This window comes from Leclercia sp. CFBP8987 (assembly GCF_034044995.2).
GTDB classification, from domain to species: domain Bacteria; phylum Pseudomonadota; class Gammaproteobacteria; order Enterobacterales; family Enterobacteriaceae; genus Enterobacter; species Enterobacter tamurae.
The window spans coordinates 3,221,684-3,245,608 of the sequence record NZ_CM188255.1; the positions used below are offsets into that span (position 1 = coordinate 3,221,684).

At 59.7% G+C, this 23,925-nt stretch carries 21 protein-coding genes; 5 read left to right on the forward strand and 16 right to left on the reverse strand.

All coding sequences use genetic code 11. From position 1 onward, the window contains the following. Positions 1–58: 58 nt before the first annotated feature. A complete protein-coding gene (locus SOM40_RS15620) occupies positions 59–172 on the forward strand; it encodes a protein YohO (protein ID WP_106995318.1) in 114 nt (37 codons plus the stop codon). Here the strand turns inward: SOM40_RS15620 and SOM40_RS15625 are convergent. The 8 genes from SOM40_RS15625 to bglX all read right to left on the reverse strand — a co-directional run bounded on the left by SOM40_RS15625 (position 147) and on the right by bglX (position 10,776). Continuing rightward, the gene (locus tag SOM40_RS15625; protein WP_166182977.1) at positions 147–884 is read right to left on the reverse strand and encodes an ABC transporter permease; all 738 of its coding nucleotides are present in this window, start codon (positions 882–884) and stop codon (positions 147–149) included. The two genes, SOM40_RS15620 and SOM40_RS15625, sit on opposite strands and share 26 nt — an antisense overlap. Further along, positions 868–1,818 (reverse strand): ABC transporter ATP-binding protein, encoded by a 951-nt coding sequence (locus SOM40_RS15630; protein ID WP_320530311.1) that lies wholly within the window; start codon positions 1,816–1,818, stop codon positions 868–870. The genes SOM40_RS15625 and SOM40_RS15630 overlap by 17 nt, the downstream gene beginning before the upstream one ends. Further along, complete coding sequence (locus SOM40_RS15635) at positions 1,811–2,968, reverse strand: ABC transporter permease (RefSeq protein WP_320530312.1); 1,158 nt, start codon at positions 2,966–2,968, stop codon at positions 1,811–1,813. The genes SOM40_RS15630 and SOM40_RS15635 overlap by 8 nt, the downstream gene beginning before the upstream one ends. A gap of 15 nt (positions 2,969–2,983) precedes the next feature. Further along, a complete protein-coding gene (gene osmF / locus SOM40_RS15640; protein WP_166182979.1) occupies positions 2,984–3,901 on the reverse strand; it encodes a glycine betaine ABC transporter substrate-binding protein OsmF in 918 nt (305 codons plus the stop codon). A 70-nt stretch (positions 3,902–3,971) separates the two neighbouring features. After that, positions 3,972–5,207, reverse strand: coding sequence for an MFS transporter (locus tag SOM40_RS15645; protein ID WP_320530313.1), 1,236 nt, complete (start codon positions 5,205–5,207; stop codon positions 3,972–3,974). Between the two features lie 48 nt (positions 5,208–5,255). Then, positions 5,256–6,815 carry an MFS transporter gene (locus tag SOM40_RS15650; RefSeq protein ID WP_320530314.1) on the reverse strand — a complete coding sequence of 520 codons (1,560 nt, stop codon included), beginning with the start codon at positions 6,813–6,815 and terminating at the stop codon, positions 5,256–5,258. Beyond that, on the reverse strand, positions 6,812–8,164 hold the full coding sequence (locus SOM40_RS15655) for a glycoside hydrolase family 28 protein (RefSeq protein WP_320530315.1): 1,353 nt from the start codon (positions 8,162–8,164) through the stop codon (positions 6,812–6,814). Before SOM40_RS15655 ends, SOM40_RS15650 begins: the two co-directional genes overlap by 4 nt. Before the next feature lie 314 nt (positions 8,165–8,478). Continuing rightward, positions 8,479–10,776, reverse strand: coding sequence for a beta-glucosidase BglX (gene bglX / locus SOM40_RS15660; RefSeq protein ID WP_312995371.1), 2,298 nt, complete (start codon positions 10,774–10,776; stop codon positions 8,479–8,481). 188 nt (positions 10,777–10,964) lie between these two features. Between bglX and dld the strand changes: the two genes are divergently transcribed. Both dld and SOM40_RS15670 read left to right on the forward strand, forming a co-directional pair. Further along, positions 10,965–12,710, forward strand: coding sequence for a D-lactate dehydrogenase (gene dld, locus SOM40_RS15665; protein ID WP_106995327.1), 1,746 nt, complete (start codon positions 10,965–10,967; stop codon positions 12,708–12,710). Between the two features lie 100 nt (positions 12,711–12,810). Then, positions 12,811–13,365, forward strand: a complete 555-nt coding sequence (locus tag SOM40_RS15670; protein WP_320530316.1) for a GNAT family N-acetyltransferase — start codon at positions 12,811–12,813, stop codon at positions 13,363–13,365. A 90-nt stretch (positions 13,366–13,455) separates the two neighbouring features. Here SOM40_RS15670 and pbpG read toward each other — a convergent pair whose 3' ends face one another. Both pbpG and SOM40_RS15680 read right to left on the reverse strand, forming a co-directional pair. Further along, entirely contained in the window at positions 13,456–14,376 is a 921-nt protein-coding gene (pbpG, locus tag SOM40_RS15675; RefSeq protein ID WP_106995329.1) for a D-alanyl-D-alanine endopeptidase, read from the reverse strand. A gap of 167 nt (positions 14,377–14,543) precedes the next feature. Then, positions 14,544–15,131 carry a Yip1 family protein gene (locus tag SOM40_RS15680; RefSeq protein ID WP_106995330.1) on the reverse strand — a complete coding sequence of 196 codons (588 nt, stop codon included), beginning with the start codon at positions 15,129–15,131 and terminating at the stop codon, positions 14,544–14,546. A 150-nt stretch (positions 15,132–15,281) separates the two neighbouring features. Between SOM40_RS15680 and SOM40_RS15685 the strand changes: the two genes are divergently transcribed. Both SOM40_RS15685 and SOM40_RS15690 read left to right on the forward strand, forming a co-directional pair. Beyond that, positions 15,282–15,548 carry a hypothetical protein gene (locus SOM40_RS15685; protein ID WP_106995331.1) on the forward strand — a complete coding sequence of 89 codons (267 nt, stop codon included), beginning with the start codon at positions 15,282–15,284 and terminating at the stop codon, positions 15,546–15,548. A gap of 24 nt (positions 15,549–15,572) precedes the next feature. Beyond that, positions 15,573–16,133 carry a DedA family protein gene (locus SOM40_RS15690; protein WP_106995332.1) on the forward strand — a complete coding sequence of 187 codons (561 nt, stop codon included), beginning with the start codon at positions 15,573–15,575 and terminating at the stop codon, positions 16,131–16,133. Position 16,134: 1 nt separating this feature from the next. On the opposite strand, the gene SOM40_RS15695 is transcribed toward SOM40_RS15690, so the two are convergent. The 6 genes from SOM40_RS15695 to dusC form a co-directional block, all read right to left on the reverse strand. Beyond that, complete coding sequence (locus SOM40_RS15695) at positions 16,135–16,908, reverse strand: SDR family oxidoreductase (RefSeq protein WP_320530317.1); 774 nt, start codon at positions 16,906–16,908, stop codon at positions 16,135–16,137. Between the two features lie 51 nt (positions 16,909–16,959). Then, on the reverse strand, positions 16,960–18,378 hold the full coding sequence (mdtQ, locus tag SOM40_RS15700; RefSeq protein WP_320530318.1) for a multidrug resistance outer membrane protein MdtQ: 1,419 nt from the start codon (positions 18,376–18,378) through the stop codon (positions 16,960–16,962). A 134-nt stretch (positions 18,379–18,512) separates the two neighbouring features. Next, on the reverse strand, positions 18,513–19,907 hold the full coding sequence (locus tag SOM40_RS15705; RefSeq protein ID WP_106995335.1) for a glycoside hydrolase family 1 protein: 1,395 nt from the start codon (positions 19,905–19,907) through the stop codon (positions 18,513–18,515). Positions 19,908–19,919: 12 nt separating this feature from the next. Continuing rightward, positions 19,920–21,785, reverse strand: coding sequence for a PTS beta-glucoside transporter subunit IIABC (gene bglF, locus SOM40_RS15710; protein ID WP_106995336.1), 1,866 nt, complete (start codon positions 21,783–21,785; stop codon positions 19,920–19,922). A gap of 134 nt (positions 21,786–21,919) precedes the next feature. After that, entirely contained in the window at positions 21,920–22,753 is an 834-nt protein-coding gene (licT, locus tag SOM40_RS15715; RefSeq protein ID WP_106995337.1) for a BglG family transcription antiterminator LicT, read from the reverse strand. Positions 22,754–22,910: 157 nt separating this feature from the next. Continuing rightward, positions 22,911–23,843 (reverse strand): tRNA dihydrouridine(16) synthase DusC, encoded by a 933-nt coding sequence (dusC, locus tag SOM40_RS15720; protein WP_106995338.1) that lies wholly within the window; start codon positions 23,841–23,843, stop codon positions 22,911–22,913. Positions 23,844–23,925: the final 82 nt, after the last annotated feature.

The following is a 23,925-nucleotide window of genomic DNA, read 5'->3' on the forward strand; positions in this document are numbered from 1 at the left end:
GGTTCATTAACAGCCGTGCTTCACCGTATAATCGCTCTGTTAACATCAGGAGCACATTATGAAGGCAACCAAAGTCGCGGTTATCACCCTGTTCATTCTCATGGCCGTTAGCGGTATTGGCGGCGTGATGCTGGCAGGGTATTCGTTTATTGTCCGTGGCGGTGTCGGCTGAGGCGCTTAGCCAGCCGCTCAAAGGCACGATCCACCACAATCGCCGCCAGCGCCACCAGCAGCGCCCCCTGGATAATATAGGCCGTATTAAACCCGCTTAAGCCGATAATAATCGGCGTCCCCAGCGTGTTAGCCCCCACCGTGGAGGCAATGGCCGCCGTACCGATATTGATAATCACCGAGGTGCGGATCCCGGCCAGCATAACCGGCGCGGCGAGCGGCAACTCCACGTTGCGCAGGCGCTGCCAGCCGCTCATCCCCATCCCTTCCGCCACGCTGATGGCCGCTGCGGGCACTGACGCCAGCCCCGCCAGCGTCGCCTGCAGAATCGGCAATACTCCGTAAAGGATCAGCGCGATAATCGCGGGCTGCTGTCCAAATCCCATCACCGGCACCGCAATCGCCAGTACCGCCACCGGCGGAAAAGTCTGTCCGACCGCGGCGATGGTCTCCACCAGCGGGCGAAACTCACGCCCGGCCGGGCGGGTGACGGCGATCCCGGCTCCGGCGCCCAGCACAATCGCGATCAGGCTTGAGGCACCCACCAGCCAGAAGTGGGACAGCGTCAGGCTAACAAAGCTCTCCTGCTGATAGACCGGGCGCGGCAGCTCCGGGAACAGGGCGCTGAACAGCGGTCCGCTGTGGGGCATCCACAGGAGGAGCGCCACGAACAGGGCCACCAGCCACGGGAGCGGATCACGTAACCACGTCATGCGCCGCCTCCTGATTGAGCAGATCGCGGAACCAGAGGGTGCCGCACGGGCGATCCTCGTCGTCCACCACCGGCAGGCTTTCGCTGCCGCTGCTGACAAAGGCCGAGAGCGCATCGCGCAGGCTCATGGAGGCCCGCAGCGGGCTGACCTGACTGACGGCGATCTCCCGTCGCATCGACTCGCCCACCGTGCGCAGCGACAGCAGGCGCACGCCCAGCTCGCTGCGGCCAAAAAACTCGCGCACGAACTCATTCCCGGGCTGGGTCAGCAGCGTCAGCGGCGTCCCCTGCTGCACCACTCTGCCGTTATCCATCAATACCAGATGGTCCGCCAGCCGCAGGGCTTCGTCGATATCGTGAGTGACCAGAATAATGGTGCGGCCCAGGATGCGGTGGATGCGGGTCATCTCCAGCTGCAGGGCGCTACGGGTCACCGGATCGAGGGCGCCAAAGGGTTCATCCATCAGCAGCACCTCCGGGTTAGCGGCCAGCGCACGCGCCACCCCTACCCGCTGCTGCTGACCACCGGAGAGCTGATGCGGAAACCGCTCGCGCAGCACCGGATCCAACCCCAGCAGGGCCATCAGCTCATCCACCCGATCGTCGATTTTTTGCCGGGACCATTTTTGCAGCTGCGGCACGGTGGCGATGTTGCGCGCCACCGTCCAGTGCGGAAACAGCCCGATGGATTGAATGGCGTAGCCCATCCGGCGACGCAGCTCCAGTACCGGCAGGCTGCGGATCTCCTCTCCGGCAAAGCGGATCAGGCCGCTGTCGTGCTCCACCAGTCGGTTGATCATCTTCAGGGTGGTCGATTTGCCCGACCCCGAGGTACCAATCAGCACCGAAAAAGCCCCTTCGGCAAAGGTCAGGTTCAGATCGCTGACCGCCGGCTCCCCGGCAAAGGTTTTATTTACATCATGAAATTCAATCATTGGTCTTCCTTCCCAACAGGGCGATCCACAGGGCAAACAGCGCATCCACCACCACCGCCAGGACGATAGTCGGGATCACCCCCAGCAGGACCAGATCCAGCGCGCTGCTCAGCAGGCCCTGGAACACCAGTGCCCCGAATCCTCCCGCGCCGATTAACGCCGCAATCACCGCCATCCCCACCGTCTGTACCGCTACCACCCGCAGGCCACGCAGCAGCACCGGCAGCGCCAGCGGAAGCTGGATCTGCCAGAAACGCTGACGGGTGTTCATCCCCATCGCGTCGGCGCTCTCCAGCACCTCGGCCGGCACCTGGCTGAGCCCCGCCAGCACCCCGCGCGCCAGCGGCAGCAGGGCATAGAGCACCAGCGCGATTAGCGCCGGGGTCATGCCGGTCCCGGCAATCCCCAGCGACGACAGCCACGGCCAGGCGCGGGTCAGCCCGGCCAGAGGGGCAATCAGCAGGCCGAACAGCGCCACGGACGGCACGGTCTGAATCACGTTCAGCACCGCAAACACCGGCCCCTGCGTCGTCGGGCGGCGATAACAGAGGATCCCCAGCGGCACCCCGACCAGCAGCGCCGGCACCAGGGTTCCTGCCAGCAGGGTCAGATGCTGGGCGAGGGCAGCGTTAAAAATATCCTCGCGGTTGGCATACTCTTTCAGCAGGGAGAGAGAATGGAGTTCGCCGCTGAATAACAGCCCCAGCGGCAGGATCCAGATTTGCACCTGCAGCAGCCAGCGCCAGATCGGCTGCGGGCTGAGCCGGCGAATGGCATCACTGCAGGCCAGCAGGCAGAGCGCCAGCCATAGCCACAGGCCGCTGCCCACCGCGGTACGCGCCAGCGGGCTCTCCGCGGTGGCGAGATGCGACGCCGCCAGCCCGGCACTCCAGACCAGCCCGGCGAATAGCAGTTCGCACACCACCAGCGTCGCCACTAACGCCCATCGCCCGCGGACCAGGGTTAACCCCAGCAGCAGGCCCAGCGGTAACAGCAGCAGCGCAGGGGAAAACGACCACACCTGCCAGAGGGCACGCCCCTCTCCGGACACCAGCCGGTTAGGAGCGAAATTAACGAAAGGTAACGCGCCTGCGGCCAGGGCTATGACAGCCAGCAGCAGCAGGACGCGGTTATGACATCTTATCGGCACTGAACTATCCTGGGGCTACTTCACCAGCCCTTTCTGCTTCAGGTAATCTGCCGCCACTTTTTTGGCATCCAGCCCTTCCACTGCAATGCTGGCATTCAGCTGTTGCAGGGTTTTTTCATCCAGAGTTTCAAATACTGGCTTCAGCCAGGCATCCAGCTCCGGGTAGGCTTTCAGCACCGCTTCGCGCACCACTGGCGTAGGAGCATAGATCGGCTGAACGCCTTTCGGATCGGTCAGGGTTTGCAGACCCAGCGCCGCTACCGGACCGTCGGTACCGTAGGCCATCGCCGCATTCACGCCCGAGGTTTGCTGGGCCGCCGCTTTGATGGTCACCGCGGTATCACCGCCCGCCAGGGAGAGGAGCTGGCTTTGGTCCAGCTTGAAGTCGTAGGCTTTTTCAAAGGCTGGCAGGGCGTCCGGGCGCTCGATAAACTCCGCCGAGGCGGCAAGCTTAAAGTCGCCCTTCTCTTTCAGATAGCGGCTCAGATCGTCGAGGGAGGTGAGCTTGCCTTTCTCCGCCACGTCCTTACGCACCGCGATGGTCCAGGTATTGTTGGCCGGTGCCGGAGTGAGCCATATCAGCTTGTTCTGTTCGGCATCGAGCTTTTTGACTTTCTCATACCCGGCGCTGGCATTTTTCCATGCCGGGTCGTTTTCATCTTTGAAGAAGAAGGCCCCGTTGCCGGTGTATTCCGGGTAAATATCCAGCTCGCCGGAGGTGATAGCTCCGCGTACCACCGGGGTGGTGCCGAGCTGCACTTTATTGACGGTTTTTACGCCGTGACTCTCCAGCACCTGCAAAATGATATTGCCGAGCAGCGCGCCTTCCGTATCAATTTTTGACCCGACCTTTACCGGCTCTGCGGCCTGCAAAGGCAGGCTCAACGCCGCCAGCAGCGCCGTTGAGCCAACAATCCCCTTTAAGATAGTCATTCCACTTTCCTCATGATTTTGCCGCCTTTTTCAGAGGCTTGAGAGAAAAGCGTAGTCGAAAAGCGAGGTTTTAGCCCTGGTCCGGCAGTTTTAACGGAAGGGTAAGCACGCTGGCGGCAAAGTACAGAATGGCAATCACCCACAGCGTCCCTTCCACGCCGAGCGGGGCCACGCACAGGGTGACAATCAGCGGGCCGACAAAGTTGCTCAGGCCGGAGCCCAGATTAAGGCAGGAGATGGCCGCGCCTTTGTTATCCGGTAATAACGATGGGATCAGGGCGCTGAGCGGTCCGAACGCCCCCAGCCCGATGGCATAAAGCGCCAGCGCGCAGAACAGCGCCGTTTCGCTGTCGCCAAACAGCACCGGGGCGTAACACACCGCCAGCATCGCCAGCCCGCACAGGGTGCCGGAGAACCAGACCACGGTGTTGCGCCAGCCGATGGTGTCCCCCAGCCAGCCAAAAAAGTAGCTGGCGAAGATGTTAACCAGGTTCACCAGCCCCCAGACGGTAAGCCACTGTGCAATGCTGAAGCCGAAGCGCGGCAGGTAGACCGGCATCAGGATCACCAGCGAGAACTTGCCGATGTCGTTGATGGTTTTGACGATTACCCCCAGACGCATTTTCGGTTCGCGCACCAGCACCATGATGCCTTCAGTGAGCGCCGCGCCCATGCCGCTCCCCTGCTCCACCTGCGGGCGATCGCGATTGAGCACCAGGGCGCAAAAAGCCCCGAGCATCACAAAGACAAAGCCGCTCAGCAGGGTGGCAGTTTCGCCGACTTCAGGCAGCATCAGGCTGGAGTACCAGGGCCCGACGATGGTCATCCCCACGCCAAAGGCGATCCAGAACCAGGAGACCGCCCGGCCGAGGATCCGCGGCTCGCAGCGCTGGTTGATCCACACCAGGAAGGAGTAGGCAAACAGCGGGTAAGCCACGCCGCGCAGGGCGTGACTGGCCACCATCAGCGGGTAGTTGCCCTGCGGCAGGGCATAGCCGATAAACGGAATCGAGCCGAGAAAGTAGACCGCCGTCGCGGCCCACATCAGGCGACGCAGGCCCAATACCCCGGCACCAATTCCCGAGAACCAGGAGACGGCCGCCACGCTCAGGCCAAATACCGACGAGAGCAGGCTGATGTGGAAGGCGTCATAGCCGCGGTTTTGCAGCATCGAGGCCAGCCAGCTTTGCTCGATGGTGGCGCCGGTAATAAACAGGAAAATGCCGATAAAGCCCCAGCTCAACTCCCGGGGCAGCCCCAGCCGGGCCCAGATCCCTTGCTGTATGAATACGCTGTGTTCTGTCATCTGTGTGGTCTTAACGGACCGGGCACGGGGCCCGGTGCTGGTTGAGGATTATGCATTTTTCAATTGCGGGGAGGCGTGACGCGCCAGCATCCGTTTACGGTTGAGGTAGCCGACGCTGTTCTCGCCCCAGCAGTGCTCGTACGGCATGCCGGTCAGGCTCTCGATGACCTGACGGTTTTCGGCGCTGACGCTGGCTTTGCTGCCGCCCTGCTTCAGACGCGCCACCTCTTCGTTAAGAATGGCGTGGGTCCGGCTGTTGACGCGGAACTGGAAGGCAGACCAGATCCCCCAGATAGTAAGGATCACCGGGAGCACAATCATGATCACCATGATCATGTTGATGGCCGACTGTGGCTGGGCGGCCTGCCCGGAGACAAAACCCGACATCTGCAACGCCACGCCAACGAGGAAAATCGACATCGCCTGCGAGGCTTTACGCAGCAGGCTCATAAACCCGGCGAAGATCCCCTCCCGACGCTGGCAGGTGAGGAGCTCGTCCACGTCCGCCACGAAGGTGTAGTTGTTCCACGGAATGGCGTAGATCCCACCGCGCGCCAGACCGGCAATCGCCGCCCCGGCATACAGCAGCACCATCCCGCCGGTCTGGTGGAAGTACGCCGACACCAGCAACGCGAAAGCCACCAGCGCCATCGACGCCTGAGTGGCAAAGGCGCGGGACGGGGAATAACGCAGGGTCAGCCAGGTGGCGATCCCGACGCCGAAGAACTGCAATGCGTTGATGACGCCGAGCAGATTAGAGGCCATCACTGAGGAGGTCATCAGGGCAAAGACCACGAAGTAGGTAAAGACCGAGTTGAAAATATCCTGTGCTACCGAACCGCCGAGGTACATCCCCAGGTGCGAGCGGAAGGTTTTAATTTTCAGGGTCGAGACGAAGTCGTAGTAGATGTGGTACACACGGGTCGCCAGGGGCTCTTTCGCCTCCTCTGCGTCATGAACTTCGCTCTGCTGGATCTCCTCCAGCGAGCGCTCCCAGGTGCCGAAGTAGACAAAGAACAGCACGATCATGAACGAGACGGTAAAGATAGCCCCGGTGTAGAAGAATGAGTCTGAGGATTCGGGACCGAAGTAGGCCACCAGGCGGCCCGGCAGGAAGGCGGCGGCAAAACCGGCCAGCTGGGCAATGTACATGCGGGCGCTGGTCAGTTTAGAACGCTTTTTAAAGTCGGAGGTCATCTCTGCCGACAGGGTGTCGTAAGGGATGATGATCATGGTGTAGACGATCTCAAACAGGATATAGAACAGCAGGTACATCCAGTAGTTGAAGCCCTCCACCCACAGCAGGCTGTAGACCGACACCAGCGGGATGCTGGCCAGCAGGAAGAAGCGGCGTCGGCCAAAGCGACGGCCAAGCGCGGTCTTATGGAAGTTATCGGAAATGTAACCGATGACCGGACACATGATCACATCGACAATACGCGCCACCGCAAACAGCGAGCCGGCCTGGATCGGCGTCAGCCCGCAGAAGGTGGTTAAGAAAAACAGCAGCCAGGCGCTGACCAGCGTAAAGGCACCGGAGCCAATCACGTCCGCCAGCCCGTAACAGACATAGTTACGCAGTTTTATTTCTCGCACTTTTTTTATCATTTTTGTTCCCCTGAATTTGCCGGGTCGATACGGATGCTCTCTTCATCCCAGCCCGCGGGTAACGGCTGCGGACGGGTGATCTGGATAGCGTGCAGCTGTAATCCCTCAATCCCTGCGGCATACAGCCCGGGCAGGCCGTGCGGATAAGGCTCCACCCCGTGGGCGCGGCCGGTTTGCGGGTTGAGTCGCCAGGCATTATCCCGCCCCATCCCGGTCGGGCGTTGCGGGTTGCAGGGCGGGCGCAGGTCATAGCAGCCCTGCTCGTCGCTGGCGCTCAGGCGCTGGGCGAAGTTCAGGCCGTTGAAGGTCACGTCGTGGAGAGCGCCGGGGATATCGCTGTGCAGGTTGATGGCCCCTTCCCCGCTGCCGCTGAGATTCGAGAAGGTGATCTGGCTTATCGCCCCCGGCTGAATATCCGGGGCGCGATGGCGGACGGAGATAAAGACCGGATCGGCTTTGCCCCAGTGGCAGGGGTCCCCGTGCTGGCAGTCGAAAATAATGTTGCTGAACAGCATCTGGCTGAACTGGCCGCCATCCCGGGAGACCAGGCCGATAGCGCGGTTGGATTCGAAGATGATGCAGTTGCTGACCACCAGGTTGCGGATATCAGCGAAGGTCTCGGTCCCGACTTTGATGGCGCAGCTTTTCGAGCGGATGATGCAGTTGTTGACCGTCACGTTCTCGACCGGCTGCTGTAGTTCTGCGGCTTTGGCGGTGGTTTTCAGGCAGATGCCGTCATCGGCGGCGCTGAAATAGCTGTCGCTGAGGTGGACGTGCTGGCAGCTGTCGATATCCAGGGCATCGGTATTGGAGAGGGTGAGATCGTTATCGATAGTGATGTTGTGGATGAACACATGGTTGCAGCTGACCAGGTGCGCGGTCCACATCGGCGCGTCACACAAGGTGATATCGCGGATCCGCACCTGCTGGCACCCTTCCAGCACCAGCATCCGCGGGCGACGGGTTTTCGGCTGGCGGTAGCCCTGGGCGTCCGGGTGCGGAGCAAACCAGGCGCTGGCATTGCCGTCGATGCGGCCTGCGCCGCTCAGGGTCAGGTGATGCGCGTCGCGGGCGTAGAGCAGCGCCATCCTTGATTGCTCGGCCATGCTTTGGGTTTCGGCGGCCAGGTAGTCAACCGCGTGGGGGCTGGCCAGCAGATGCGCGCCCGCCTCCAGATGCAGGGTGAAGTTGGACGGTAACACCAGCGTGCCCGTCAGCCAGATCCCCGGCGTCACCACCAGCGTGCCACCCCCGGCCTGGTCGATGGTATCGATCAGGCTCTGCAGCGCAGTGGTAACGGAAGTCAGACCGCTGCGGTCGAGGTCGAGTTGTTCTAACGAGAGCTTCATGTTGGTACCTGTCAGCTGTTAAGTGACAGGCATTACACGCGGTTTTATCCCCCGGCTCGCGGGCCGTTTCTGCGGATTTTGAGCGAAGAGTGAAGATCATCACGCCTGAATGCGATGGTATAAAGCGCTTTTGATGGGGGTCACGTTTTGGCGCAGGAGGCAAAAATGAAATGTGGAAATCATCACAATTCATTGTCTGGAAAGGGGAATAAAGCGAGGGTTAAACGCATTTCTGGACAAAGGAAAGAAAAAGTGCGGGGCCGGTCACGTATTCAGTGACGCGGCCCCGTTTGGGTATTGCCGGGTGGCGCTATTTACAGCAGCTCGAACTCGCCCTTATTCACACGGGCAGAATCGACGCCAATAAAGACGTTGAACTTGCCCGGCTCGGCGGCGTATTTCATCTGCTGGTTCCAGAACTTAAGCGCATCCACGTCAATCGGGAAGCTGACAGTTTTGGTTTCGCCGGGTTTCAGGTGCACCTTCTCGAAGCCACGCAGCTGTTTCACCGGACGACTCATGGAGGCGGTCACATCCTGGACGTACATCTGGATCACCGTATCCCCTTCACGTTTGCCGCTGTTGGTCACCTCGACGCTGGCCGTTACCGTGCCATCCGCTTTCATCGTTGGCGCCGACATTTTCACGTCGGAAACGGTGAAGGTGGTGTAGCTCAGGCCATAGCCAAACGGATAGAGCGGGCCATTGGCTTCGTCGAAATAGCGCGAGGTGTACTTGTTCGGTTTATCCGCGTTGTAAGGACGACCGGTATTCAGGTGGCTGTAGTACACCGGGATCTGCCCGACGGAGCGCGGGAAGGACATCGGCAGTTTGCCCGACGGATTGTAATCGCCAAACAGCACGTCGGCGATAGCGTTCCCGCCCTCGGTGCCGGCGAACCAGGTTTCCAGAATCGCATCCGCCTGCTGGTTCTCGTCAACCAGCGCCAGCGGACGGCCGTTCATCAGCACCAGTACCAGCGGTTTACCGGTGGCTTTCAGCGCGGCAATCAGCGCCTTCTGGCTCTGTGGCAGAGTGATATCAGTACGGCTCGACGCTTCATGGGCCATGCCCTGCGCTTCACCCACGACGGCAACCACCACGTCGGACTGCTTCGCGGCGTTAACCGCCTCGTCGATCATCTCCTGCGCCGGGCGCGGATCGACCTTCACCGCCTCTTCATACTGGTTGAGGAAGGTGACGATGTCGTTGTCGCTGGTAACGTTGGCGCCTTTGGCGTAAATCACCTTGCCCTTGTCGCCCAGAGCGTCTTTGATGCCGGTCAGCACGGTCACGGACTGATCGGCCACGCCTGCCGCAGACCAGCTGCCCATCACGTCGCGCTTGCTGTCCGCCAGCGGGCCAACCACCGCAACGGTGCCGGATTTGGCCAGCGGCAGCGTTTCCAGACGGTTTTTCAGCAGCACCAGGCTTTCGCGCGCCACGTCGCGGGCTTCTTTGCGATGTAAACGGCTCTCGGCGTTGGTGTCCGTCGGATCGGACTCTTTCGGCCCCAGGTGGCTGTAAGGATCGTTAAACAGCCCCATGTCATACTTCACGTTCAGAACGTGGCGCGTGGCATCGTCCAGCTCCGCCATAGTGACTTTACCGCTCTTCACCAGACCCGGCAGATACTTGCTGTAGTACTCGTCGCTCATGCTCATGTTGATGCCGGACTTCAGCGCCACCCGCACCGCGTCTTCCGGGTCAGAGGCCGTGCCGTGCTTGATCAGCTCTTTGATCGCGCCGTGGTCGGAGACGGTGATGCCCTTAAAGCCCCACTGGTCGCGCAGCACATCTTTCAGTAGCCAGGCATCGGAGGTCGCAGGGGTGCCGTTCAGCGAGTTCAGGGCCACCATAACCGCGCCGCTCCCGGCATCGAGACCGGCTTTGTACGGCGGCATATAGTCGTTAAACAGGCGCTGCGGGCTCATGTCGACGGTGTTGTACTCCTTCCCGCCCTCCACTGCGCCATAGGCGGCGAAGTGCTTAACGCTGGTCATCACCGAGTAGCGATCGGCTGGGCTTTTGCCCTGCATCGCTTCAACCATGGTTTTGCCCATCGTTGCGGTTAAATAGGTATCTTCCCCGAAGCCTTCTGAGCCACGGCCCCAGCGCGGATCGCGTGAGACGTCGACCATCGGCGCCCAGGTCATGTTGAGGCCATCATCCGCCGCTTCGTAAGCCGACACGCGGCCGACGGTTTTCACCGCCTCGAGGTTAAAGGAGGAGGCCAGCCCGAGGCTGATTGGGAAGACGGTACGCTGGCCGTGAACCACGTCATAGGCGAAAAATAATGGGATTTTCAGGTGGCTGAGTTCCATCACCTGATCCTGCATTTTGCGGATATCCTGACGGGTGACGGTGTTGAAAATTGCCCCCACCTGCCCGTTTTTAATCATCTCGCGGATGGCTTCTTTCGGGTTATCCGGGCCGACGCTAATCAGACGCAGCTGGCCGATTTTCTCATCGACCGACATCTTTGTGAGCAGATCGGTGACAAAAGCGTCGCGGGCTTCCGGCGTCAGCGGATGATTGCCAAACAGGTCATCAGCCAGCGCGGGTTGCAGCGCCAGACTCACAGCTACCCCTACAGAACAAAGCCATTTCATCTCGTTTACTCTCTCATCAATAACCGCCGGATAGTCGCGGCCAGACCGTACGAAAAGCGCAGTGTGCCATAAACCCTGTGAACCTTGCAGGGTTTATTCTCTGATTTTTCTGGTGAATACTGGTTCGCTTAAACATTAATCGCGCTATGATTTTGGACACGCATTTGAATAACCACAAGGGGTGGACGATGTCTTCTGATAACACCAGCTTCATTAACGAACTGTCACGTCTGGTAGGCCAGGCGCACCTGCTGACCGATGCCGCGAAAACGGCCCGCTACCGCAAGGGCTTTCGCTCCGGACAAGGCGACGCGCTGGCGGTGGTCTTCCCTGGCACCCTGCTGGAGCTGTGGCGGGTGCTCAGCGCCTGCGTGGCGGCAGACAAAATCATTCTGATGCAGGCGGCCAATACTGGCCTGACCGAAGGCTCCACGCCGAACGGCAACGATTACGACCGCGACATTGTAATTATCAGCACCCTGCGCCTCGACAAGCTGCATCTGCTGGATAAGGGCGAGCAGGTGCTGGCCTATCCGGGCACCACGCTCTACTCCCTGGAGAAGGCGCTGAAACCACTGGGCCGCGAGCCGCACTCGGTGATCGGCTCGTCCTGTATCGGCGCCTCGGTGATCGGCGGGATCTGCAACAACTCCGGCGGCTCGCTGGTGCAGCGCGGCCCGGCTTATACCGAAATGTCCCTGTTTGCGCGTATTGATGAACAGGGCAAACTGACCCTGGTGAACCACCTGGGTATCGATCTGGGCGTCACGCCGGAGCAGATCCTCAGCAAGCTGGATGACGATCGCGTCAAGGACAGCGATGTACTGCACGACGGCCGCCATGCTCACGATCATGACTACATCTCCCGGGTACGCGAGATCGACGCCGACACCCCGGCGCGCTATAACGCCGACCCGGATCGTCTGTTTGAATCTTCCGGCTGTGCCGGCAAGCTGGCCGTCTTTGCCGTGCGCCTCGACACCTTCCCGGCCGAGAAACGGCAGCAGGTGTTTTACATCGGCACCAACCAGCCTGAGGTGCTGACCACCATTCGTCGCCACATCCTCGGGGAGTTCACCCACCTGCCGGTGGCCGGTGAGTATATGCACCGGGATATCTACGACATTGCCGAACGCTACGGCAAAGATACCTTCCTGATGATCGACAAGCTCGGCACCGACAAGATGCCCTTCTTCTTCACCATGAAGGGGCGCACCGATGCGATGCTGGAGAAGGTATCGCTGTTTAAGCCGCACTTTACCGACCGCTTTATGCAAAAGCTGGGCAATGCCTTCCCGGCGCACCTGCCGCCGCGGATGAAAAGCTGGCGGGATAAGTACGAACATCATCTGTTGCTGAAAATGTCGGGCGACGGCATTGCCGAAGCGCAGACCTGGCTGGCGGAATTCTTTAAAAGCGCCGAGGGCGACTTCTTCGCCTGCACCCCTGAGGAGGGCAGCAAGGCCTTTTTACACCGCTTTGCCGCCGCCGGGGCCGCGATCCGCTATCAGGCGGTACACGCCGACGAGGTGGAAGACATTCTGGCGCTGGATATCGCCCTGCGCCGCAACGATACCGAGTGGTTCGAGCAACTGCCGCCGGAGATCGATAGCCAGCTGGTGCATAAGCTCTATTACGGCCACTTTATGTGTTATGTCTTCCATCAGGATTACATCGTCAAAAAAGGGGTGGATGCCCACGCCCTGAAGGCGCAGATGCTGGCGTTGTTGAAGGCGCGCGGCGCGCAGTACCCGGCGGAACACAATGTGGGTCACATTTACGAAGCTCCGGCCGCATTAAAGCAGTTTTATCGCGAAAATGACCCGACAAACAGCATGAACCCGGGCATTGGTAAAACCACCAAGCATAAAAACTGGAAAGAGCAGCCTGAAACAGCGGGGCATGGTGCGCAAGCCACTGATCAAACCAGTTAGCCAGGGTGGGCCCGCTATTAAGCCCATACAAATCGTACTAGAGTAGCCACGGGTCGCCAGGGAAACGTTTCTCTGGCTTTTTTGCGAGGAGCGGACACCTATGTCGGCTATTGAAATTTTTTCCGAAACTGACGTTCAGATTCGCGATGCAGAGGCGGAGGACGCGCATGCCATTGCCGCCATTTACGCCTGGCACGTCCTTAACGGGCGCGCCTCCTTTGAAGAGGTTCCCCCTGGCGTAGACGAGATGCGCCAGCGTATTAGCGCGGTGACCAGTCAGGGTTTGCCGTGGCTGGTGGCGCTCTATCGGGGGATTGTGGTGGGCTTCAGTTACGCCACCCTCTATCGCCCGCGCCCCGGGTACCGTTACACCATTGAAGATTCGGTTTACGTCGAGGCCAGCACGCCCGGACGCGGCTTTGGCAGCGCACTGCTGAGTGCCCTGATTGCCCGTAGCGAAGAGGGGCCGTGGCGGCAGATGATCGCCATCGTCGGGGATGGGCCAAACAATGCCGGTTCGTTACGCCTGCATAAAAAACATGGATTCGAAGTGGCGGGACAGCTCAGAAGCGTGGGCTACAAGAAAGGGGACTGGCGCGATACGCTGATTATGCAGCGCCCCCTCAATGACGGTGACTGGACGCTGCCGGAATAGTGTTTTATCGCCGGGTGGCGCTGCGCTTACCCGGCCTACACACCCCGTAGGCCCGTGCAAGCGAAGCGCCGCCGGGCATTTACAAACAACTCAATCGTTTTGCGCTGTCGCCATCTGGGCGGCTTTTTGCTTTTTATAGCTCAGCGCCGCGGCCGGTACCGGCTGCACCTTCCCGGTTTCAATCCAGGTCCGCAGACGGCTTGCATCGGCAAAGTGGGTATATTTGCCGAAGGCATCCATCACCACCAGCGCCACCGGCTTGCCATTAAAGACCGTACGCATCACCAGACAGTGGCCCGCGGCGTTGGTAAAGCCGGTTTTGGTCAGCTGAATATTCCAGTTATCGCGGTAAACCAGATGGTTGGTGTTACGAAATGGCAGGGTATAGGCCGGATTCGAGAAGGTCGCCATCTCTTCACGGGTGGTGCTGAGCTGGCCGAGCAGCGGATACTGCTTAGTGGCAATCAGCAATCTCGTCAGATCCTGCGCCGTCGAGACGTTATGAATCGACAGGCCGGTTGGCTCCACAAAGCGCGTCTGAACCATCCCCAATGCCTTCGCTTTCGCGTTCATCGCGCGGATAAAGGCGTTATAGCCGCCCGGATAGTGATGCGCCAGGCTTGCCGCAGCGCGGTTTTCCGAGGACATCAGCGCCAGCAGCAGCATGTTTTTGCGGCTGATTTCACTCTTCAGGCGCACCCGGGAGTAGATCCCTTTCATCTCCGGCGTCTGGCTGATATCGACCCGCAGTTTTTCATCCAGCGGCAGTCGGGCATCAAGCACCACCATCGCGGTCATTAATTTGGTAATCGAGGCGATCGGGCGCACCAGATTCGGGTGGCTGGAGTAGATCACTTTGTTGGTATTCAGATCGACGATCATGGCGCTACCGGAGGCAATCTCCGGCTGGGCCGCAGTAGCCACAGCGGCAGGTTTGGCGATCGCCGGGGTCGCCACTGGCACAGCCAGCAACAGTGCAAGACTCAGTAAAGAAACGCGGAATTTCAGCATGGTGAGATTTCTGATAATTATTCATGCACGTAATAACGTACACCGCCCGGGTGATGGCGCGAACGCGGGCTGGCTAAGGCATCATAGCCGTCCGGATGCCTTGCTGCCAGTAGTTAATCGTGAACAGATGCTGCATTGCTGGCAATTACGCCAGCAATGCAGTGACCTCAGAAGAGACGATATCCATAACCCCAAAGAATAACCGTCAGCGCCAGCAGCACCTCAAGTAACAGCACGCCGATGGCGAGAGTAGAGCCGGAGAAGCTACGGCCCTCTTCTTTGTTGATCTTCAGGAAGGTAGGAATACCGATATAGAGCAGATACCCGGTATAAAACAGCGCCAGGGTTCCTACCAGCGCGCATAGCCAGACGATCGGATAGAGCGCCACAATCCCGCTCAGAAACAGCGGTGTTGCCACATACCCGGCAAACACCATGCAGTGCGTCAGCGAAGGCCGCTGCGGATATTTGCGCGCCATCCAGTAAATCACCCGCCCCATCGCCGCCACCCCGGCCAGCATCAGCGCATAAAACACCACGGCCAGCGCCAGGCCGGTGGTCCACGACAGTTTGACGATATTGCCGTCATCAAAATCCCAGCCTATTTGCGTGGTACCAATAAACGCGCATATCACCGGCACGGCGGCCATCAGCAACACATGGTGGGTATAGTGATGGCTGACCGTTTCGTTTTCGCCTCTGATCACGTGCATTTCACGATCGGGATGGGAAAAGAGTCCCCAGACATGGTTCATAACGCCCCCTTGTTGTCGGCCCGCTAGCTATTACTCAAGTATAATGCAGGCCTGAGATTATTTTTTGTACAGTATAAAAATGCCGCTAATGGCGTGGGGTTCTGATATGTTAACCCCTGTTAAACAGGGTTTTACAGGAAGGAGTCTCTGATGCCGGAATTCGTTTTTTTCAAAAAGGGAAACAAAACTACTGCACTTGAGAAGTCCGATGTGCAGGGAGCCGCGCTGTTCATCAATCAGGGGTATGAAAAGCAGTTCGAGGAGATTATTGCCCCGGACGGCCAGCACGCGCTGGCCCGATTGGCCGATATTAAAAAAGAAGAAGAGATCGCCCCTTTTGCCTGGGCGACAGGTGCTGCCTTTTTTGGGGTTATCTTCGCCATTATGATGGTCGTGGGATACCTGTTCGGCAACTAACGTATCCTGCGCTACGCTTAACCCATGGATATCAATACTCTCATTGCACAGTATGGCTATGCCGCGTTGGTTGTTGGCAGCATAGCGGAAGGCGAAACCATCACCCTATTGGGGGGCGTGGCGGCGCATCAGGGACTGCTACGTTTCCCCCTGGTAGTGGCCGCCGTGGCGCTCGGCGGGATGATCGGCGATCAGTTGCTCTACCTGGTTGGGGTGCGGTTTGGTCCGGCAATCCTGCGACGTTTTTCCCGCCATCAGAAGAAAATCGACCGCGCCCAACAGCTGATTCAGCGTCACCCCTACCTGTTCGTCATCGGCACCCGCTTTATGTACGGCTTTCGCATCATCGGCCCGCTACTGATCGGCGCCAGCCGTCTGCCGCCAAAAATTTTCCTGCCGCTCAACATTGTCGGGGCCATCATCTGGGCGCTGATCTTCACTACCTTAGGGTACGTCGGGGGTGAAGTGCTGGAGCCATGGCTGCACTCGCTAAACCAGCACCTGCGCCACTGGATCTGGCTGATCCTGGTGGTGGTGCTGGTTCTCGCGGTACGCTGGTGGCTAAAACGCCGGGATCGCCACTGATTTACTCCGCCGGTTTAAACTGCGGATTGCCCAGCATAAAGCCGCCATCGACGATAAAGGATTGTCCGGTGGCGTAGCTGGCGTCGGTGTCACACAGCCAGGCCACCAGGCTGGCGATCTCTTTGGTATGCCCCGGTCTTGCGAGCGGAATGTTCGGCATCGAGCCCGGCTCCACTTCACTGTCGTCCATGTCGTTCATCGGCGTGGCGATGGCCCCCGGCGCGACGGCGTTAACCAGAATATTGTGATGCACCAGCTCCATCGCCATCGACTTGGTGAGGCCGCCGAGGGCATGTTTTGCCGAGGTGTAGGCGCTGGCATCCGGCAGCGGGGTATGTTCATGCACCGAGGTGATATTGACGATCCGCCCGCCCTCACCCTGCTTTACCATCTGCCGGGCGGCGATCTGCGAGCAGAGAAACGCCCCATCCACGTCGACGCTAAAAATGGATCGCCACTGCTCATACTCCATCTCCAGAAACGACGCTTTGACCATCGTCCCGGCGTTGTTGACCAGCACGTCGATACGTCCGAAGCGCTCAATCAGGGTCTCGATCGCCTTCGCCCCGTCCGGTAGCTGGCTGAGATCCAGATGAATGGCCTCGGCCCGCTGTCCGCGCGCCTCGATCTCACGACAGGTTTTCATCGCCCCCTCTTCATCCGAGTGCCAGGTGACGCCAATATCAAACCCACGCTCCGCCAGCATCAGCGCCGTGGTTTTACCAATCCCTGAATCCGATGCCGTCACAATAGCCACACGATTGTTTGAACCCATACTCACCTCCAGAAAGAAGACAAAGAGATAAGTATAGTTACTTCTCATTTTCTACCCGTGCTGATAGCCGCCGCCCAGCGCGGAGGTCAGCTGCAGGGTGGCATCGATGTACTGCCCCTGCAGCGTGAGCGCGGCCAGGTGTTCCTGCAGAGCCGGTATTCGCGCTTCGCTGACGCGCGTTCCGGCGATAATTCCCGCCTTATAACGCGCCTGTGCCAGGGCCACCACGCGCGCGGCATCCGCCTCAACGCGCTGCTGGTGCTGATTTTTTTCCATTAACGTTTCGACCTCGCTGGCGGTACGGGTCACCTGATTCACCGCCTCCACCACCGCTTTGTTGTAGTTGGCGATCGACAGATTGCTTTGGGCCTGGGCGATATCGAGGTTGGCATTCAGGCGTCCGCTGTCAAAAATCGGCAGGGTCAGACCGGCGGTGACGCCCATCTGCTGCGCCGAGGAGCGGAACAGGTCGCTTAAGTGCAGCGCATCCTGCTGCAGAAACGCCATCAGGTTCACATCGGGATAAAACGCGGCTTTCGCGGCATCCACCTCATGCAGGGAGGCTTCAATATACCAGTGGGCTTCCTGCAGATCGGGGCGGCGGGCCAGCAGCTGGTAGCCCAGCGAGACCGGCAGCGTGGTCGCGACGGTGGGTAAGGCGTGCGGGGCGAGGGTTACCGACGGGGTGTTGGTCAGGGCTTCAAGGCGTGCCTCGATGGCTTTCAGGTTGCCGTTCACCTCAGCCAGCCGCTCATCGGTTTTACCGGCATTGATGTCGATTTCAACCCCTTCCACGGACGAGGTGATGCCATGCTGATACAGCTCCCGGTCGGTACTGATAATATTCCCCTGCTCCTGCCTGATGGCGGTTAAGACATGCCCGACCGCAGCCTGGGTCTGCCACTCCCAGTAGAGGCGCGCCACGCTGCTGGCAAGCAGCTGCCGGGTCTGCTCCAGCTCCGCCTGTTGCGCGTTAACTTTCCCGATGCGGGCCTCCACCTGAGCCCGGTCTTTGCCCCATAAATCCAGATCCCAGCCAGCGGTAACGCCAAAGTTGCCGTTGGTGTACCACGGGCCGGTGGTGCCGGCCGCCGGATCGGTGATCGCAAAGGGCCCCATCAGCCCTTCGGCGGACATTTTTTGCCGCTCGGCATCGGCAGAGAAATCCACCTCCGGGCCTTCAGCAGCCATCGCCATTTTGGCCTGCGCTTCGGCAAGAGCAATGCGCTGACGGGCAATCTGCATATCCGGCGCGTCGGCCTGGGCCTTTACGATCAGGGCCGTCAGCTGCGGATCGTGCAAATCCTCCCACCACGCATTTTTGGGCCATTGCCCGGCCGCCAGCCCGGTCTCTATTTTCATGACGGGGATCTGTTGATGAAGCGAGGCCGCCGTATCATGGTGAGGGGCACAGGCAACCAGGAAAAGGGAGAGAGGCAGGCAGAAACAGTAAAAACGTGAAGGTTTCATCAGGTTATTCACATAAAAAAGAAGGCTGCAAAATACGCCCGCTGCGCTTCATTTTTTTAGGAATCGGTGGCAATCCACACTTTGTCATACCTTTACACAGATAGAAAAGGCGCCCGGCGGGCGCCCTTGTGGCATTAGTCTTTCAGCGACGCGCCTTTGGTGGCAATCACCTCCTGATACCAGTAAAAACTCTTCTTACGGCTGCGCGCCAGGGTGCCTGCCCCGCTGTCGTCGCGATCGACGTAGATAAAACCGTAGCGTTTCGAGAGCTCTGCTTTGGAGGCGCTCACCAGATCGATTGGCCCCCAGCTGGTGTAGCCCATCACCTCCACGCCGTCGTCAATCGCCTCGCGCACCTGCACCAGATGGTCGTTGAGGTAGCTGATGCGGTAATCATCCTGCACCACGCCGTCGGCGTCCGGCTTGTCCTTCGCCCCCAGACCGTTCTCGACGATAAACAGCGGCTTCTGATAGCGATCCCAGAGCACGTTCAGGAGGGTGCGCAGGCCCACCGGGTCGATCTGCCAGCCCCACTCTGAACTGGCCAGATGCGGGTTCGGCACCATATTCAGGATGTTGGCCCGCGCCTGCTGGTTCAGCTCTTCGTCGGTGGTGACGCAGCCGGTCATGTAGTAGCTGAAGGAGATGAAGTCGATGGTCGATTTCAGCGCCTCGCGATCCGCCTCGGTGATATCCAGCTGAATGCCATTATCAAGGAAGTAGCGCAGCATGTAGCCCGGGTAGGCCCCGCGGCACTGCACATCGCCGAAGAACTGCCAGGCGCGGTTCTCCTGCAGGGCTTCCAGCACATCGTCCGGCTTGCAGGTCAGGGGATAGACCAGGCCGCCCAGCAGCATGTTGCCGATTTTCGCGTCCGGGATGATCTCGTGGCAGGCTTTTACCGCCAGAGCGCTGGCCACCAGCTGATGGTGGATCGCCTGATAGACCTCCGCCTTGCTGCTGGTTTCCGGCAGGCCGACGCCGGTCATCGGCGCATGCAGAGACATGTTGATCTCGTTAAAGGTGAGCCACAGCTTGACCTTGTGCTGGTAGCGGGTGAAGACGGTGCGGGCGTAGCGCTCGAAGAAACCGATCACCTGACGGCTGCCCCAGCCGCCGTACTGCTTCACCAGGCCCCACGGCATCTCGTAGTGCGAGAGGGTCACCAGCGGCGTAATGTTATGCGCCGCCAGCTCGTCAAACAGCCTGTCATAGAAGGCCAGCCCGGCCTCGTTCGGCTGCTGCTCATCGCCATTCGGGAAGATCCGCGTCCAGGCTATGGAGACGCGCAGACAGCTGAAACCCATCTCGGCGAACAGTTTGATATCCTCCGGGTAGCGATGATAGAAATCGATCGCCACATCCTTGATGCCGCTGTCGCCCGCCACCCGCTCTACTACCGGGCCAAACACCCCCTGCGGCTGGACGTCAGAGGTGGATAATCCTTTACCATCGTCCAGGTAAGCGCCTTCTACCTGATTCGCGGCAACCGCGCCGCCCCATAAGAAATCATCCGGGAAAGTTTTCATTACGTTCTCCTGTTATTGATGGCTGACGCAAAGCAACGGTGCGCCGGCCTGAACGGCGGTCGCCGCCACGGTCGCGACATCACGGTAGTCGTCACTATTGCTGATAATAATCGGGGTCGCCAGATCGTATCCGGCATCGAGAATGGCCTGACGGTCGAACTCCAGCAGCAGATCGCCCGGCTGTACTTTGTCACCCACCTTGACGTGGGTGGTGAACGGCTTGCCGTCGAGCTTCACGGTGTCGATCCCGACATGGATCAGCACTTCGATGCCGCTGTCGCTCAGCAGGCCGATGGCATGTTTAGTGGCAAATATTGAGGCCACTTCCCCGGCAAAGGGGGCAATCACTTTGTTATCGGCAGGAATAATCGCCGCCCCCTGCCCCAGCAGGCCGCTGGCAAAGGTGGCGTCCGGCACCTGGTCCAGCGCCAGCACCGTGCCGCGCATCGGGGAGAGGACCGTCTCTTCATCGGCGTTAACCACCGCCGGGGAAGAGTCCGGGGCCGGGCTGGCAGGCATGCCGGCGATCAGGGTCAGGGCGCAGCTCAGCACCAGCGCCACCACCATTCCCGCAATCCCGCCCCACAGCGTGGCGTCCACCCCGGTTGGGGGGATCATCTGCGCGATGGTGAAGATATTGCCGAAGCCAAAGGAGTAAACGTGAGTATCGAAGAAACCGACAATCGCGCCGCCCACCGCTCCGGCCACGCAGCCGAAGATAAAGGGACGACGCAGGGGCAGGTTCACGCCATACACCGCCGGTTCAGTGATACCGAAAATCCCGGCCGTGACCGAGGAGCCCGCCAGCATTTTCAGCCTGGTATCCCGGGTACGCAGGAACACGCCGAGCGCGGCCCCCACCTGGCCCATCACCGCCGGTAACAGCATCGGCAGCATCGAGTCATGGCCCAGCACCGCGAGGTTATTGATCATCAGTGGTACCAGCCCCCAGTGCAGGCCGAAGATGACGCACACCTGCCACACCGCGCCCATCGCGGCACCCGCCAGCCACGGGGCAAGCACGTAGATCCACTGATAGCTGTTGGCCAGCATCTGGCTGAGCCAGGTCGCCACCGGGCCAATCACCAGAAAGGTCAGCGGTACCGTAACGCCGAGGCAGATCAGCGGGGTGAAGAAATTTTTCATCGCCGACGGCAGGCGTTTATTGCCCTGCTTCTCGAGCCAGCAGCTGACCCAGGCGGCAAGGATGATCGGAATGACCGACGTGCTGTAGTTAAACCAGATCACCGGAATGCCGAGAAAGGCATTGGCCGCCGCGCCCGCCTGCTGGCTGGCCTCGAAGGCCTGAATCATGGTCGGGTGCACCAGCGCCCCGCCAATCACCATGGTGATAAACGGGCTGCCGCCAAACTTTTTCCCGGCGGTATAGCCGAGCACCAGCGGGAAGAAGAAGAACAGCGCGTCACTGGTGGCAAACCAGATTTTGTAGGTGCCGCTGTCGGTAGTCAGCCAGCCGCACACCACCGCCAGCGCCAGCAACCCCTTCAGGATCCCCGAGGCGGCAAGGACGCCGATAAAAGGGGTAAAAATGCCGGAGACAATATCGATAAGCTGGCCGCCAGGGCTGGTTTTTTCGCCCTGTTCCTCGATGACAGGTGCCGCGTCGTCAGCCAGCCCCGCCTCCTGGCACACCGCCTGCCAGACGTCGTGAACGTGGTTGCCAATCACCACCTGAAACTGGCCGCCGCTTTCGACCACCATGATCACGCCAGGATGTTTCTTGAGCCCTTCACTATCCGCTTTGTGTTTGTCTTTCAGTTTGAAACGCAGCCGGGTCGCGCAATGAACCAGGCTGACGATGTTCTCTTTGCCGCCAATGTGGCCGAGAATATCCTTCGCCAGTGCTTGATATTCCATCTCTGTTTCCTTCTTCACTGCCCGCTGGCAGGGTTTGACTGAGTCTAAAAACAAAAAAACCCGAGAACGACGCCCTTTCGGGAGCCGCGCTCAGGTTTTGCCTGCGTAGTGCAGTAACAATCCAGGTTGGGGACTTAGCGCCCCTCTTTTCTCACGCGCTCAATATGAATGGTGAGAAACATAATTTCTTCGGTGGTCAGCTCGCGCTGATAACTCTTTTGCAGATGCCGGGCGATCTTCTCGGCGCACACCCACGCTTTCGCGTAGTTATCTTTTACCGCCGAGTGCAGCGAGGCATCGTCATCCGCGACCACGGTGCGGGTCAGCATCCGCTGGGCGAAAAACTTCAGATGGGTGACGAAGCGCTGATAACTTAGCGACTCCTCGTCATACTCCAGCTGTAAGCTGTATTTCACCAGCTGCAGGATCTCCTGCATCACCCGGGTGACGTGCATCACCTCCGGCATCTCGCTGTGGAGCTGGGCGGTGACCAGATGCAGGGCGATAAACCCGGCTTCATCTTCACCCAACTCCACGCCCAGCCGTTTCGCGATGATGGCCCGGGCCTGCTGGCCCAGCTCAAACTCGCGCGGGTAGAGCCGCTTGATGTCCCACAGCAGCACGTTTTTGATCGCCAGCCCCTTCTTCTGCCGCTCAATCGCAAAGTAGCAGTGGTCGGTTAAGGTGATGTACAAACTCTCCTGCAGCTTGCCCAGCCGCTGCGCCGCCAGCCCGATAATGCGGTCGCAGGTGGTCATCACTTCCAGCGGGATCTGGCTGAGTAACTCCCCCAGCCGCTGCACCAGCTCATCGCTTTGCAGGGCAAACACTTTCTCGATGTTCTCTTTCGGGACCGCGTCGCCAGGGTGCTTTTGAAAGGCCAGCCCACGGCCCATCACCACCTGTTCGCGCCCCTGCTCATCCAGAACAACCACCACATTGTTATTCAGTATTTTGGCGATTTTCATTCCATGCCCCAGAAACAAAAAAACCTGACCTCCGGCAGATGCCAGAAAATCAGGTTTTGCCTGCCGCAGCAGTAACAATCCAGTTAACGCACTTTACCAGTTTCGCGCTTCGCCTCAATGCGCCCCGCTGAAAAACGTGACGCAGATCGACGTTGGCTTATTTTGACTGAATCACCCGGGCGATCTCTGCCGAAGATTGCAGGGCGCGGATCTCCTGAAACAGGTCCAGCGCGTCGTCGTACTCTTTACGCAGATAGCTCAGCCACTGCTTGATGCGCGCCACGTGGTACAGGCCAGTGTCGCCCTGCTTTTCGAGGCGGGTATATTTCTTCAGCAGAGTCACCACCTCCGGCCACGGCATTCGCGGCTCGTTGTATTTGATCACCCGGCTGAGGTTAGGCACGTTGAGCGCCCCGCGCCCGATCATCACTGAATCGCAGCCGGTTTCCGCCATACAGGCCAGGGCGCTTTCGCGATCCCAGATTTCGCCGTTAGCCACCACCGGAATGGTCAGACGCCTGCGGATCTCGCCGATGGCCTGCCAGTTAATGCGTTCGGCTTTGTAGCCATCCTCTTTGGTGCGGCCGTGAACCACCAGCTCGCTGGCACCCGCCTGCTGCACCGCATCGGCAATTTCAAACTGCCTTTCGCCGCTGTCCCAGCCCAGACGGACCTTCACCGTGACCGGCAGATGGGAGGGCACTGCCTCGCGCATCGCTTTCGCGCCGCGGTAGATTAGCTCGGGATCTTTAAGCAGCGTGGCCCCGCCGCCGCTGCCGTTGACCATTTTCGATGGACAGCCGCAGTTCAGATCCACGCCCCAGGAGCCCAGCTCAACGGCGCGGGCGGCATTTTCCGCCAGCCACTCGGGATATTGCCCCAGCAGCTGTATTCGCACCAGAGTACCGGAAGGGGTGCGGCTCTGGTGATGCAGCTCCGGGCAGAGTCTGTAAAACGATTTTACCGGCAACAACATATCCACCACCCGCAGGAACTCGGTGATGCAATGATCATAATCGTTAACGTCGGTCAGCAGCTCACGCACCAGCGAATCGAGCACGCCTTCCATCGGTGCCAGTAATACACGCATATCAGTACCCGTCAAAAAAGAGGCGCTATAGTAGCCGCTCCCGCCAAAGGTGGGAAGCGTCAGGACAGAGATGCGTGTGGGT